This is a genomic window from Lysinibacillus irui (assembly GCF_028877475.1).
Taxonomy (GTDB): Bacteria; Bacillota; Bacilli; order Bacillales_A; family Planococcaceae; genus Lysinibacillus; species Lysinibacillus irui.
The window spans coordinates 1,447,019-1,461,080 of record NZ_CP113527.1; the positions used below are offsets into that span (position 1 = coordinate 1,447,019).

Genomic DNA, 14,062 nt, shown 5'->3' on the forward strand with positions numbered 1-14,062 from the left:
CCGTCAAAATGGCGGTTTTAATGACTAGTCTTTGTCATTTTATCGCTTCTTATGACACCTCTCTGCTAAGAAATTAGCTTGGAGTATAGACGATAAAGGAGGTGTACTCATGAGCGTACTTTATAGAATTGCCTTAATATTAGTCATTATAGGTGCAATCAACTGGGGACTCATTGGATTCTTTAGATTTGATTTAGTGGCTTATTTATTTGGTGGACAAACTGCGGTCTTATCTCGATGGATATATGCCCTTGTTGGGCTTGCGGGACTGATCACGATTCCAATTCTGATGAAGCGATTTGAAGATGAGGAGGATGTAGATACATTCTCTCGTATGGACAGAAATCCTAGCTATGGTATGGAGGCTGGGGAAGAAGCAGATTTTACTGAAGTAACAAAAAAAGAAGTAAAAACTGTAGAGAAAAAAGACAAAAAATAATGTATGTAAAAACGGGGTCCACCCGTTTTTGAGAAACATTCGTCTAGTTCCTTCAAGGGAGCTAGGCGAATGTTTACTTTTAGAATTATTTATTTAGAAAAGGTTCAGCCATGGCCATGTTCCGAACAGCAAGTCAGCGATTTATTCATGCTATTGTTTAATGGAATGTAATGCTTGTACAAAATTTTTAACGATGAAATCTTTCTCATCAGAGGAAATAATCAATGGGGGAGATAATGTCAGAACATTATTAAACCCAGCAACGGTTACGCCATTTTTCCCAATGATTAACCCCAGTTCCTTACACTGTGCAATCACTTTGTTTACAAGTGTGACATCGAGTGGTGTTTTGCTGTCTTTATCTTGTACAAGCTCTACGCCAATTAATAAGCCCTTACCGCGAATATCCCCAACATGTGGGTGCTCCTTTAATTGCTCCTGTAAGGCCGTAAGAAGCGTAGCACCAAGTGTAGCAGAGTGAGTAAATAAATTTTCCTGCTCCATTATTTCAATATTTTTCAATGCTACAGCACAAGCTGCTGGTGATCCACCGAACGTATTGACATGGCGGAAAAAGTCATATTCCTCACTACCTGCAAAAGCCTCGTAAATTTCACGTCGAACGGCAGTTGCTGATAGTGGCATATAAGCGCTTGTCAAACCCTTTGCCATTGTAACAATGTCAGGCTGAATGCCGTAATTTTGGAACCCGAAAGCTTTGCCTGTACGTCCAAAACCACAAATTACTTCATCGACAATGAGCAGTGCGCCATGCTTCTCACAAATAGCTTTGACTCCTTGTAGGTAGTTGTCGTGAGGCATAATCACACCACCACCTGTAATGATAGGCTCCATAATGACTGCAGCAATTGAATCTGACATTTCCCATGTCATTACATGATCGATCGCTTGCACAGATGGCAGTGCACAAGGATCTTTACTTTTAATATGGTCTTCATTTGCACGATACGAGTCAGGTGGTGTGACATGTAAAAAACCAGGTGCTAATGGCTCGTATTTATATTTACGTTGAGCTTGTCCTGTAGCGGCTAATGCACCCATCGAACTACCATGATATGCACGGTAACGAGAAATGATTTTTGTTCGATTGACGTGTCCTTTTTGTTGATGATATTGTCGAGCAATTTTAAAAGCAGCCTCATTTGCTTCAGAGCCGCTATTAGAGAAAAAGACGACATAGTCATCCCCTAATAGCTCACTTATCTTTTCACTTAGCTGGATGGCGGGAATATGGCCAACAGATAAAGGTGTATACGTATTTTCAAGTAACTGCTCATAGGCAACTTTCGCAATGTCTTCTCGGCCATAGCCAACATTTACGCACCATAAACCAGCCATAGCATCTAAATAACGTTTTCCTTCAATGTCGGTAATCCATGCTCCTTTAGAAGATTGGACAATCATCGTAGCATTCGGATTATATGGTTTCATTGAATGCCATACATATTGTTCATCCTTCACTTGCCAATTTGGACTTGTTACATTTGTCACAAAGCTTCACTCCTTCTTAACAGGTAGATGATTAGCATGCATACGTTTTAGTCGGATGTGGACAATAAAATGCACAGTAGTCCCCATTTATACTTTATATGTATGCAGCCAAAATTTTAGAAGGAGGATTTATAAATAGAAAATCCAGATAATTAAACAACCTGCTAATTCTATTGATGTGTTAAAACATCCTCTATTAAAAAGGCAATATATAAGTTTGTCTTTGTAAAGGAGTTGCTTAAGTCAATATCCAATAGCATTTCGATTTTTTTTATTTTATAAAGGACCGTATTGCGATGAATAAATTGTCGTTCACTAATCCGACTTGTACTGCCATTCTCTTCAACAAATACACGTAAAAAAGGGACATAATCAGTATTGTGCATTTCATCATAGCGATAGAGCTGGCCTAAAATATCCTGACTAAAGGACTTCATCAATCGTTGGTTTTGCACCGCCATCAGAATTTTATAGGCACCAATTTCTTTATAGCTATATAAGTAACGGTTGTTATGGAGCTGTGCTAAATGAAGGACCATTAAAGATTCATCATAGCTTTTGCGAACATTTTCGAGCTCTTTATGGTAGTTGCCTTTTCCAATAATAATATCCAAGTAACCATTTTTTAATGTGATTTTATCGTAGATTTCTTCAACGATTTTTGAGAAGGGTGTATTTGGTGTAATGATTTGTGCTTTATCAATTAAAAAAATGAGGTAATTTTTATGCTTTAATTTTAAGAAGCGTTGATAGCGATTTTGAAAAGCAAATTGTATCATCACTTCATAACGATCGATGGTGGCTTGCGTGCCAGTCGTTGTGCAAGTAATGATCGCTAATTCTCTTCCTTGAGGAAATCCTAGCTGTGCTAATTGATCTTTTATAGAGTTAGCGTTTGCTTTGTAATGAAAAAGTAGATTGAACAGAACCTTTTCTTCGATGGAAAGCTCTTGATGGTGGTTGGCAATAAACTGAAAGGTAGTTTTTAATAGATCAGCAATACGGTAACTCCATGGCATTTGAAAAATAGGGAAATCATGTTGGTTTGCAAAAGAGATGACGGCTTCAGGAATAGTAGGAATGAATGGCCCTATGTTGATAATAAAGCCCGCTACTTTTTTCGCGTACGCTTGTTTGACAAGCTGTTCTAGAGAATCTTCCTGTGCATCTAAATTAATGCCTGTTGTGACGACTAATTCATTGGGTCTACAAAACATAATTAGATCATTGCTTTCCACAACATTAATACCAGTAACTCTGCGATACGTACCACTATGTCCAGCGACTAATGTAAGCATTGGGAATTGAATTCCCTCAACAATTTTACGAATCGTCCCCATATTTTCCCCCCCTTAATTATGAACATAACTTACCATATATAATGTGCAGTTGCACATATTTTTTTAGTTTACTTTCCATATCTCACAAATTTTATCTATTTTAGAATGTTTAATAACTACTGTGAAAGAGAGGACTTGCATATGTATAAATGTAATAGTAGACGATTGCAAGAGTTAATTGAACAGTTCAGTCAATTTGGAGCCACTGACAATGGTGGCGTTACACGTTTATCTCTTTCGGATGAGGATGTTTTAGCTAGAAACTATTTTTGTGAATGTTGTAAAGCGTTAGGTATGGATATACAGGTGGATGATATGGGAAATATTTATGCCACTCTTCCTGGCAAAAAGGATATGCCACCTATCGTCATGGGTTCCCATATAGATTCAGTTGAAAAAGGTGGGAGATTTGATGGCGTGTTAGGTGTACTTACAGCTATCGAGGCCATTCGAACAATTAAGGAAAATGAAATTGAGATGGATATCCCACTTATGATTGTGAATTTTACCAATGAAGAGGGCGCACGTTTTGACCCGGCCATGATGAGTTCAGGGGTAATTACCTCAAAATTCGACAAAGAAAAAATGCTGCAATCTACAGATAAAAATGGTATTCGCTTTCACGAAGCATTACAGGCAAGTGGCTATGAGGGAGAGCAAGAAAATCGACTAAAAGAAGCACTTGCTTATATTGAATTGCACATTGAACAAGGACCCGTTTTAGAGGCAAAACAACGTGAAATCGGTGTTGTCGAAGGTGTGCTCGGCATGGTCTGCTATGAAATTACGATTACTGGACAATCAAATCATGCGGGTACAACACCGATGTCGATGCGTAAAGACCCGATGATTGTAGCATCGACGATTATTACAGAGCTCCATGAGCAATTAGGGAAAATTGACGAACAACTTGTTTTTACCTTTGGTCGCATGAATGTTTCGCCAAATATTCATACAGTCATCCCGAATAAGGTGACATTTACCATCGATTCACGCCATCAAGATCCAGAGGTGATGCAACAGGTTGAGGATATTCTTAATGCGCTTCCAGAGACAGCAGGAGGTTGCAGCATTCATCCTACTAAACTATGGGGGAGAGAGACAGTGTATTTTGATGCAGCCATTTGCGATGAAGTAGAAAGAGCATGTCAGAGCTTCGGCTATTCTGCACATCGTATGTTTAGTGGGGCTGGACATGATGCCCAGTATATGGCGAGTATGGTTCCGTCCGCCATGATTTTTGTCCCAAGTATTGAAGGCAAGAGTCATTGTGAGGAGGAGGAAACAACATATGAAGATTGTGCAAAAGGTGCAGATATTTTGCTCGAAACAGTTTTAACGCTGCAAACAAAGTTTAGTATAGGTGAAACATATACATTGCATTAAACATCAAGCATTCTCTAATTTTGTAATGAAGGGTGAGGGGCACAATGAAAAAAATCATTAAAGGTGGACGAGTAGCAACAGCTGCTGATGTATTTGAGGCAGATATTCTAATTGACAACGGTAAAATTGTTCAAATTGGCCAGAACTTAACGGATGCTGGCGCTGAAATCATTGATGCGACAGGTAAGTACGTATTGCCTGGTGGCATTGATCCTCATACGCATTTAGATATGCCATTCAATAATACAGTGACAGATGACGATTGGAAATCAGGTACGATAGCCGCAGCTTTTGGTGGGACAACTACTATTTTAGATTTTTGTTTAACAGCGGGAGAAGAAAAATTATCGACAGCAGTGGAGAAATGGCATGAAAAGGCGAAAGGAAAGTCTGCTATTGACTATGGTTTCCATCTGATGATTGGTGATTTAACACCTGAAACAGAAGCTGAATTACCCCAACTATTAGAGCAGGAGGGCATTACTTCTGTAAAAGTCTTTATGGCTTATGCAAAAGAATTCCAAGCGACAGATCGTACACTATTTAAAGCCTTTAAAATCGCCAAAGATCTTGGCGCAGTGGTCATGGTGCATTGTGAAAATGGCTCTGTCATTGATGAGCTTGTCGAGGAAGCAAGACGTGCGGGACATAAAGAACCGATTTATCATGCACTGACTCGACCAGCCGAATTAGAGGGTGAGGCGACAAAGCGTGCCATCGAATTAGCTCATATAGCAGGAGCGAAGCTATATGTGGTTCATGTAACATGTAAAGAAGCAGTAGATGAAATTATTGCAGCTCGTGAAAAAGGGTATGACGTCTATGGTGAAACATGTCCACCATATTTAACACTCGATCAATCAGCTTTAGCGCAGCCAGGCTTTGAGGGAGCAAAATATGTCTGGTCACCACCACTTCGTCCGAAATATCATCAAGAACATTTATGGAATGCATTAAAGGCCAAGCAGCTACAGACAATTGGCTCTGACCAATGCTCTTTTAGCTTTAAGGGTAAAAAACAGCTTGGCCTAAATGATTTCTCAAAAATTCCAAACGGTGGGCCATTCATTGAGGATCGCTTTAGTATTTTATATTCGGAAGGTGTTGCAAAAGGTAGAATTACAATCCATGAATTTGTTGATATGATTTCTACAAGTGCAGCCAAAATATTTGGGCTATTCCCGCAAAAAGGAACGATTGCTATCGGTTCAGATGCGGATATCGTAATTTTTGATCCAGAGGCAAAACGCCAAATTTCTGCTAAAACACATCACATGAATGTGGACTATAACCCTTATGAAGGCTGGGACGTTACAGGTGAGCCGGTTAGCGTACTGGTTCGTGGGGAATATGTCATTAAAAATAAAGAATTTGTAGGGGTACTTGGTAGTGGACAATATATTAAACGTCCATTAAAAACAGTGGCTGCGGAAGCACTAAATATTTAGCTTCCTTCAGTATAGGACCGATTGTTTTGATGGAGAGCAAAGCAATCGGTCTAGTAATTGATGTACGGAAAAAATGCTCACATGAGGGGGATGTGGAAATGGTTCCGATTCAAGAAAATGAAATGACCATACAGCTTAGACGTAATTTTATGGAATTAAAAAGCAAAATGACAAAGAATGAGGCTATTGAGGAAGCCAACCGTTGTCTGTATTGCTATGATGCACCATGTATTAAAGCTTGTCCAACAAGCATTCAAATCCCAAATTTCATAAAAAAAATTGCATCTGGTAATATGAAGGGTTCTGCTACGACTATATTAGAAGCAAATCCTATTGGTGCAAGCTGTGCAAGGGTTTGTCCTACGGAAGAATTATGTGAAGGGGCGTGTGTCTTAAATTCTTCTACAAAGCCAATTAAAATTGGTGAGTTACAGCGTTATGCAACAGATTGGGCAATGGAAACCAATACACAGCTATTTAAGCCAGGACAAAATAACGGACAAAAAGTAGCAATCATCGGGGCGGGTCCTGCTGGCTTATCAGCAGCACGAGAGCTTGGCCGTTTAGGCTACCAGGTAACAATCTATGAGGCAGAAGAGAAGGCTGGCGGACTAGGAAGCTATGGAATTGTGGCATTCCGTTTACCCAATGAAGTAGTGGATTGGGAAGTGGAGCAAATTGAACAGCTTGGCGTGAACATTCAAACGAATACAGCGGTCGGTGTGGATATTTCTGCTGATGAAATTTTGGCGCAATATGACAGTGTAATTTTAGCTGTCGGTATGGGGGCTGTACCGAATCTGGGCATTGAAGGGGAAGATTTAGAAGGTGTGCATGATGCCATTGAGTTTGTTCGAAAAACAAAAATGGGACCGCTTACAAATGACATCGTTGGAAAAAAAGTAGCTGTTATTGGTGCTGGAAATACAGCAATTGATGGAGCTACAAGTGCGGTGCGATTAGGGGCAGAAAATGTACAAATTCTTTATCGCAGAACACAAAAAGAAATGACTGCTTACAAATTTGAATATGAATTTGCGAAGCAGGATGGTGTGGAATTTAAATGGCTGACTGCGCCGAAGAAAATTATTGGCGATGAAGCTGGCAAGGTGACAGGTATTGAGTGTGTAAAAATGAAGCTTGGTGAGACAGGTCCTGATGGTCGACAAAGACCAGAAGAGGTCCAAGACTCTAATTTTATTATTGAAGTGGATGCTGTCATTAAAGCGATTGGGCAAACTCGTTTTGTTTCATTAATCGAAGCCTTTGGATTGGCTCATACAAACGGTGTTGTCGATATTGATGAGGCGACAATGCAAACGTCTAATGACAAAGTATTTGCCTGTGGAGATGTTGTCTTTGGCAATGGACAGGGTGAAGCGATGGTGGTGACCGCTGTGCAGCAAGGGAAAGATGCAGCATATAAGATTCATGAACGTTTAAGAAAACCAAGTGAGATTGCATAAAGTGAACCTTCAAACAGTGGGGGTTTTCTACATCCTTCACTGATTGTTAGTTTCACCAATCAGGATAAAGGGGGAACTTACATGGCAGACTTACGCATTAATTTAGCGGGCATCAAATCGCCGAATCCATTTTGGCTAGCATCCGCACCACCGACAAATTCGGGTTATCAAGTACAGCGTGCATTTGAAGCAGGCTGGGGTGGCGCTGTTTGGAAAACGTTAGGAGAACCGATTTTAAATGTGTCCTCCCGTTTTGCCGCTGTGAGTTTTAATGGTCAACGTGTGGCAGGCTTTAATAATATCGAATTAATTACGGATCGACCATTAGAAGTAAATTTACAAGAAATTTATGACACGAAAAAGAAATTTCCTAATCACGCAATTATTGCCTCCCTAATGGTGGAGCCGAAGCAGGAAAAGTGGCATGAAATTGTGAAGCGAGTAGAAGATGTGGGGGTTGATGGTCTTGAGCTTAACTTTGGTTGTCCACATGGGATGGCAGAACGAGGCATGGGTTCTGCCTCTGGTCAAGTCCCTGAATTGGTGGAAAAACAAACGTACTGGGTAAAGGAAGCGGCACGTACACCTGTGATTGTTAAGCTAACGCCAAACATTACGGATATTACAGTAACGGCGGAAGCAGCGACAAGAGGTGGAGCAGATGCAGTTAGTATGATTAATACAATTAATAGTTTAGCCGGTGTCGATTTAGATTCTTGGAACACTATACCGCATGTTGCAGGAAAAGGGGCGCACGGTGGCTATTGTGGTCCAGCTGTTAAACCGATTGCCCTCAATATGGTGGCCGAATGTGCGCGTAATCCATTAGTGAATGTACCGATTTCAGGTATTGGCGGCATCTCGAATTGGCAGGATGCAGCAGAATTTATTTTAATGGGTGCGACAGGCGTTCAGGTTTGTACAGCTGCAATGCACCATGGCTTTAGTATTGTAGAAGATATGATTGATGGTCTAAATAATTATTTGGACGATAAAGGCCTAGCTTCAGTTATGGATTTAGTTGGTCGCTCTGTACAAAGGTATTCAAACTGGGGTGATTTAGATTTAAATTATAAAATTGTCGCAGAAATTAATAACGATGTGTGTATTAATTGTAATAAGTGCCATATTGCCTGTGAGGATACATCTCATCAATGTATCGATCTGTATACAGAGGATGGCCGTCCAATGTTAAAAGTGCGAGAGGAAGATTGTGTCGGCTGTAATTTATGTTCCATTGTTTGTCCAGTCGAGGGTGCCATTTCAATGGTTGAACGTAAATCAACAATTCCACCAATGACTTGGAATGAACGCCAATCACTGCTTAGCAGTCTTTCCAAATAAAGAACCTTTTATCGTGAATGAAGATTAAAGATAAATAAAATCGAAATTCCACCTTCCTTCAGCCATTTTTAGTGAGGGAAGGCTTAACTTCAAGTAGGTTGTCACGGAAATTTAAGAAAAAGGAGAGAAATAGGATGGAACGTGAAGGGAATTATTTAAAATCCCCAGATTTACTTCCAGTGACACATCAACAAAGAAATATTGGAACATTTGGTTTTGCGGTAATTTGGGTAGGAATGGCGATTGTATTAGCGGCTTTTGCTATCGGTGGTTCAGCAATAATGAACTTATCATTGCCAATGGTCATATTTGCAACATTGGTAGGTTCCTGTTTAATCGGTGTCTTTATGACGTTAATTGGTGATATTGGGATAGAGCATGGGCTTTCTTTCCCTGTCTATATGCGCGCACCATTCGGTACATTTGGTACCCATATACCATCCCTTGTACGTGGTGTTACTGCTGCATGTTGGTTCGGTCTTAATACCTATTTCGGTGCGTTAGCAATAAACGGTATTTTAAACTTATTATTTGGTTTTGATAATTGGTTTATCTGTTTCCTTGTTTTTGCAGCACTTCAACTCTTTAATACATCACTAGGCATTAAATCCATTGAACGCTTTGCTGATTTAGCAGCACCTGTCATTATTTTAATTTCTTGCTGGATGTATTACACATTGGCAGATAATGCTACATCTCAAGGGAAAAATGTTTGGACATGGGTGGAAACTCCAACAACTGGCTTTGCCGCCTTTACCGCGTTTATGGTAGTGGTAATGGCAAATATGGGCTTCTGGGCAACACTGGCAGCTGACATGCCGTCCTTGTCTCGGTTTTTTAAAGCACCTAAAAATGAGCGTAACTGGTTCAAACGTAATAAAACACAGCTCGTTGGGTCATTGATCGTTATGCCGATTACCAACACATTCATTGTAACAATTGGCGCTGTTTGTTATATGGCTGTAGCTTCTGCTGATCCAATCAATGCTTTACAGCAAAGTGCAAGCGGCTTTATTTTAGGGATTTTATTGTTGATGATTGTGTTAGCGCAATGGTCAACTAATACATCAGCCAATGTTGTACCTGCGGCTACTATTTTCTCTAATATTGGTGGACCAAAAGTACCGTTTTGGGTAGGGGTTGTTATTGCAGGTATAATTGGAATTCTGGCACAGCCATGGAGTCTATTTGATGTCATGGTCAATGTCCTATTAATAATTGGTGGTATTTTAACGGCCATCGTCGGTATTTTATTTGCTGATTATTACCTACTCCGTAAGCGTCGTGTACACGTTAAAGACCTTTATGAATTAAACGGACAATTTAAATATTATAAGGGCTTTAATATGGCTGGATTAATTGCCTGGGTAATTGGGGGCGCTATTGCGAATATATTTGCAACCTATTCCTCGCTAGTAGGGTTTGTTGTTGGAGCGGCTGTATATTATGTATTGGCGAAGTATTGGTGGTTTAAAAAGTATCCTCAGGCAGAGCTAGATGATCCAAGCGATGATAAATATTTAGGCATTACGGTTGGGCATAATTTGGATGAAATATTTGGCCAACCAGCAGCTGCTCCAGAGGAAGATGAACTGGTGGAGCAAGCAGATCCTCTGTTAGAAATGAAGGGTGCCGAGTAAGAAAGACAACATCTTGACATTTTCAAAAGAAGGTGAGGTGATGGCATGTCTGAATTCCAACAAAGCACAGAGGAAATCCAAAAAGTGGATCATTATTTAGATAGTGGCTTCAAAATCAAATATGTCTACGAAAACTTAAGTGGGATGTTTGTCGAATTTGCTCGCCAAGATGAAGTAACATTACTGCAAATTTTAACAGCAGATGCACGGAAATACTTCTCTGCTAAATTACAAGAACAAACTTTATTACAATAACGAAGTAAACTCTATTCCTTTCATCGTGATCGGAATAGAGTTTTTTGAATTTTCGGATTATAGTAGGGCTATATATGACAGGAATCAGCGGATGGATTCCGGGTTCTTAGAAAATGGATAAATAATTAAACAAAGAGGTGTCTCTACTGATGAGTAAAGGCATCTTTTTATTTCTATGAGCATAGCTATTCTATAAAAATAGCCATATTTTTTGTTTTTCCTAAAAATACATTTGTCTTTTTTAGAAAAATTGATTATTATTTTAAAGTAAAAACATCGTAGAAAGAACAACAGAAAAGAGGCGTAACAGAGTGGCCAATAAAGAATTAAAACGAGGATTAGAAGCACGTCATATCCAAATGATTGCGCTTGGCGGGACAATTGGAGTTGGCCTATTTATGGGCTCAGCAAGTGCTATTCAATGGACGGGTCCTTCCGTACTCCTTGCCTATGGGATTGCAGGTATTTTTATATTTTTCATTATGAGGGCAATGGGTGAGATGCTTTATATGGAGCCGAGTACTGGCTCTTTTGCGACATTTGGTTACAAATATATTCATCCGTTGGCGGGTTATTTAACTGCGTGGAGTAACTGGTTTCAATGGGTAATTGTTGGGATGTCGGAAATTATAGCAGTGGGAACGTATATGCAATATTGGTACCCTGAGTTACCAGCTTGGATACCGGGTCTTATTGCTATGGTGATATTAGGGGTTGCGAACTTTATCTCTGTCAAATCATTTGGTGAGTTTGAGTTTTGGTTTGCTATGATTAAAATCGTCACGATTATTTTGATGATTATCGCAGGGGTTGGACTAATTTTCTTTGGCTTTGGCAATGATGGTATTGCGATTGGCTTATCCAACTTATGGAGTCATGGTGGCTTCTTTACTGGTGGCTGGACAGGTTTCTTCTTTGCATTATCCTTAGTAGTCGCTGCCTATCAAGGGGTAGAGCTAATTGGGATTACGGCGGGAGAAGCAAAAAATCCGCAGAAAACAATTACCAATGCGATTCAAAGTATTATTTGGCGTATTTTAATATTCTATATCGGAGCTATTTTTGTGATTGTTACAGTCTATCCATGGGATGAACTTGGCACAATCGGTAGCCCGTTTGTTGCAACATTTGCTAAGGTTGGTATTACAGCTGCTGCAGGTATTATTAATTTTGTTGTCATCACAGCGGCTATGTCAGGCTGTAACAGTGGGATTTATAGTGCTGGACGTATGTTATATACGCTTGCTATGAATGGACAAGCACCCAAATTTTTCGCCAAGCTTTCGAGTAATGGTGTACCTTTATTTGGTACAGCTGGTGTGTTAGTTGGACTAGTTATTGGCGTTATTCTTAGCTATATTGCACCTGAAAATTTATTTGTCTATGTGTATAGTGCGAGTGTTTTACCAGGGATGATTCCATGGTTTATTATTTTAATTAGTCAAATTCGATTTAGAAAGGTGAAGGGAGCCCAACTTGCAGAGCATCCTTTCAAAATGCCTTTCGCGCCATTAACAAACTATGTAACGATTATCTTTTTAATTATGGTACTAATTGGCATGTGGTTTAATGATGATACGCGTATATCATTAATTGTTGGCATCGTTTTTTTAGTACTTGTCACAGTCAGCTACTATGTATTTGGTATTGGCAAAAACCGATACGGTAAGATTCAATAGAATAGTTTAAGAGGATGCATCTCAAAAATGGGATGCATCCTTTTTTTGCTAGCACAATTTTTACATAATTCAACTGTAAAAAGCCAAACTACTAAAAAGTTTATACGATGGACATGTCTTGGGAAATCAAGGAGTTGATATGGATGCGTGGGATACCTGAACAAATCGTTGCACATTTAAAGCAGGAATTAAATGAAATAGATGATGTAAAACTGAAAATGATGGCAACGGAAGAAGGGGACGTCACGGTCATTTATTTCTCCTCTCTTATTGAAAAAATGACCTTACAAACCATGGTAATAATACCGTTGGCCAATAATTTAAAACAGATACATCAAATGTCTCAATATATAGATGCAAAGGACGTAAAGGATGTCATTAAACGATTGAATGCTGGTCAAACCTTGCTATTCTTTCATGAAACAAATGCACTTGTAAGTATGGATACATTTAGTGCACCAATCAGAGCTATAACCAATACTGAAACAGAATCAACCGTGATTGGGCCACAGGATGCATTCACAGAATCATTGGAAACCAATATTTCTTTAGTAAGAAGACGTATTCAAAGTTCTATGCTAAAAAATGAAAACCGGATTGTAGGTTCTGAGGCTAATATTAAAATATCGATCGTGTATATGGACAATATTGTGAATGACGAAAACTTGAAAAATTTAAGAAATCGAATTGATCAAGTGAATTATCCATTATTTACGGATATTTCAGTTTTAAAGCAATTAATAGAAGATAATCCGTTATCACCCTTTCCACAATATTATATGACCGTACGTCCAGATAGTGTTTGTCGGTACCTTCTAGATGGTAGAATTGTTGTGTTTATGGATAACAGTCAATTAGCGATTGTCTGCCCTACATCCTTTTTTGAGATGTTCGTTTCGATTGAGGATTATTACAACCGCTGGACAACGGCATCTTTATTAAGGATGCTGCGCTTTTTTGGTTTTTTCATAACGATCATGATTACACCAATGTATATTTCAGCTTTAACCTTCCATCCAGAAATTTTGCCTTATGAATTATTGTTAAGCCTTCAAGAGTCGAGGAGTAAGGTACCATTTCCACCTTTGATTGAAGTGTTATTTATCGAGCTAATTATTGAAGTCTTACGAGAAGCGGGCTCTCGAATGCCTGCAAAAGTCGGCCAAACAATTGGTATCGTAGGAGGTATTGTAATAGGTACGGCGGCTGTAGAAGCAGGATTACTCAGCAATATTCTAATCGTCCTGGTCGCAACATCTGCCTTATTATCGTTCCTACCACCAATCTTTTTAATGAGTAATACGAGCCGCTTTATACGATATATTTTTATTTTATCCGCAGGGCTCTTTGGTTTATTTGGCCAGATGCTCGCCTTTGCATGGTTAATCCATCATTTACTAAGTCTAAAATCTTTAGGAACAAATTATATGACACCAGGGATACCAAGAAAGCCGACAGATTTATTAGATAATGTCATCAGATTTCCATTGAAATATTTAACGAAAAAGACGGGAATTTCAAGAACTCAGACAAAAAAGTAGGAAGAGAAATTA

General features: G+C 39.2%; 11 protein-coding genes. 9 read left to right on the plus strand and 2 right to left on the minus strand.

Annotation, left to right across the window (positions count from 1 at the left end):
• Positions 1 to 109 precede the first annotated feature (109 nt).
• A complete protein-coding gene (locus OU989_RS06990) occupies positions 110 to 439 on the plus strand; it encodes a DUF378 domain-containing protein (RefSeq protein ID WP_274796397.1) in 330 nt (109 codons plus the stop codon).
• 150 nt (positions 440 to 589) lie between these two features.
• Here the strand turns inward: OU989_RS06990 and OU989_RS06995 are convergent, their stop codons facing one another.
• Both OU989_RS06995 and OU989_RS07000 read right to left on the minus strand, forming a co-directional pair.
• A complete protein-coding gene (locus tag OU989_RS06995) occupies positions 590 to 1,951 on the minus strand; it encodes an aspartate aminotransferase family protein (RefSeq protein ID WP_274796398.1) in 1,362 nt (453 codons plus the stop codon).
• 170 nt (positions 1,952 to 2,121) lie between these two features.
• Positions 2,122 to 3,291 (minus strand): PucR family transcriptional regulator, encoded by a 1,170-nt coding sequence (locus OU989_RS07000; RefSeq protein ID WP_274796399.1) that lies wholly within the window; start codon positions 3,289 to 3,291, stop codon positions 2,122 to 2,124.
• A gap of 141 nt (positions 3,292 to 3,432) precedes the next feature.
• On the opposite strand from OU989_RS07000, the gene OU989_RS07005 reads away from it, so the two are divergent.
• The 8 genes from OU989_RS07005 to OU989_RS07040 all read left to right on the plus strand — a co-directional run bounded on the left by OU989_RS07005 (position 3,433) and on the right by OU989_RS07040 (position 14,050).
• On the plus strand, positions 3,433 to 4,677 hold the full coding sequence (locus tag OU989_RS07005; RefSeq protein ID WP_274796400.1) for a Zn-dependent hydrolase: 1,245 nt from the start codon (positions 3,433 to 3,435) through the stop codon (positions 4,675 to 4,677).
• Between the two features lie 44 nt (positions 4,678 to 4,721).
• Positions 4,722 to 6,125 carry a dihydropyrimidinase gene (gene hydA / locus OU989_RS07010; RefSeq protein ID WP_274796402.1) on the plus strand — a complete coding sequence of 468 codons (1,404 nt, stop codon included), beginning with the start codon at positions 4,722 to 4,724 and terminating at the stop codon, positions 6,123 to 6,125.
• Between the two features lie 98 nt (positions 6,126 to 6,223).
• The gene (locus tag OU989_RS07015; RefSeq protein WP_274796404.1) at positions 6,224 to 7,591 is read left to right on the plus strand and encodes an NAD(P)-dependent oxidoreductase; all 1,368 of its coding nucleotides are present in this window, start codon (positions 6,224 to 6,226) and stop codon (positions 7,589 to 7,591) included.
• A gap of 81 nt (positions 7,592 to 7,672) precedes the next feature.
• Positions 7,673 to 8,935, plus strand: a complete 1,263-nt coding sequence (gene preA, locus OU989_RS07020; RefSeq protein ID WP_274796405.1) for an NAD-dependent dihydropyrimidine dehydrogenase subunit PreA — start codon at positions 7,673 to 7,675, stop codon at positions 8,933 to 8,935.
• 134 nt (positions 8,936 to 9,069) lie between these two features.
• Positions 9,070 to 10,575 carry an NCS1 family transporter gene (locus OU989_RS07025; protein ID WP_274796406.1) on the plus strand — a complete coding sequence of 502 codons (1,506 nt, stop codon included), beginning with the start codon at positions 9,070 to 9,072 and terminating at the stop codon, positions 10,573 to 10,575.
• 45 nt (positions 10,576 to 10,620) lie between these two features.
• Positions 10,621 to 10,830: a hypothetical protein gene (locus tag OU989_RS07030; RefSeq protein WP_274796408.1), complete on the plus strand. Its 210-nt coding sequence runs from the start codon at positions 10,621 to 10,623 to the stop codon at positions 10,828 to 10,830.
• A 311-nt stretch (positions 10,831 to 11,141) separates the two neighbouring features.
• Positions 11,142 to 12,509, plus strand: a complete 1,368-nt coding sequence (locus tag OU989_RS07035) for an amino acid permease (RefSeq protein WP_274796409.1) — start codon at positions 11,142 to 11,144, stop codon at positions 12,507 to 12,509.
• A 143-nt stretch (positions 12,510 to 12,652) separates the two neighbouring features.
• Positions 12,653 to 14,050: a spore germination protein gene (locus OU989_RS07040; RefSeq protein WP_274796410.1), complete on the plus strand. Its 1,398-nt coding sequence runs from the start codon at positions 12,653 to 12,655 to the stop codon at positions 14,048 to 14,050.
• Positions 14,051 to 14,062 lie beyond the last annotated feature (12 nt).

Excerpts from the sequence above, each read along its gene's own strand:
- OU989_RS07000 (WP_274796399.1), bottom strand. The coding sequence starts at position 3,291 with ATGGGGACGATTCGTAAAATTGTTGAGGGAATTCAATTCCCAATGCTT.
- OU989_RS07040 (WP_274796410.1), top strand. The coding sequence starts at position 12,653 with ATGCGTGGGATACCTGAACAAATCGTTGCACATTTAAAGCAGGAATTA.
- OU989_RS07015 (WP_274796404.1), top strand. The coding sequence starts at position 6,224 with ATGGTTCCGATTCAAGAAAATGAAATGACCATACAGCTTAGACGTAAT.
- OU989_RS07030 (WP_274796408.1), top strand. The coding sequence starts at position 10,621 with ATGTCTGAATTCCAACAAAGCACAGAGGAAATCCAAAAAGTGGATCAT.
- preA (WP_274796405.1), top strand. The coding sequence starts at position 7,673 with ATGGCAGACTTACGCATTAATTTAGCGGGCATCAAATCGCCGAATCCA.
- OU989_RS07025 (WP_274796406.1), top strand. The coding sequence starts at position 9,070 with ATGGAACGTGAAGGGAATTATTTAAAATCCCCAGATTTACTTCCAGTG.
- OU989_RS07005 (WP_274796400.1), top strand. The coding sequence starts at position 3,433 with ATGTATAAATGTAATAGTAGACGATTGCAAGAGTTAATTGAACAGTTC.
- OU989_RS06990 (WP_274796397.1), top strand. The coding sequence starts at position 110 with ATGAGCGTACTTTATAGAATTGCCTTAATATTAGTCATTATAGGTGCA.
- hydA (WP_274796402.1), top strand. The coding sequence starts at position 4,722 with ATGAAAAAAATCATTAAAGGTGGACGAGTAGCAACAGCTGCTGATGTA.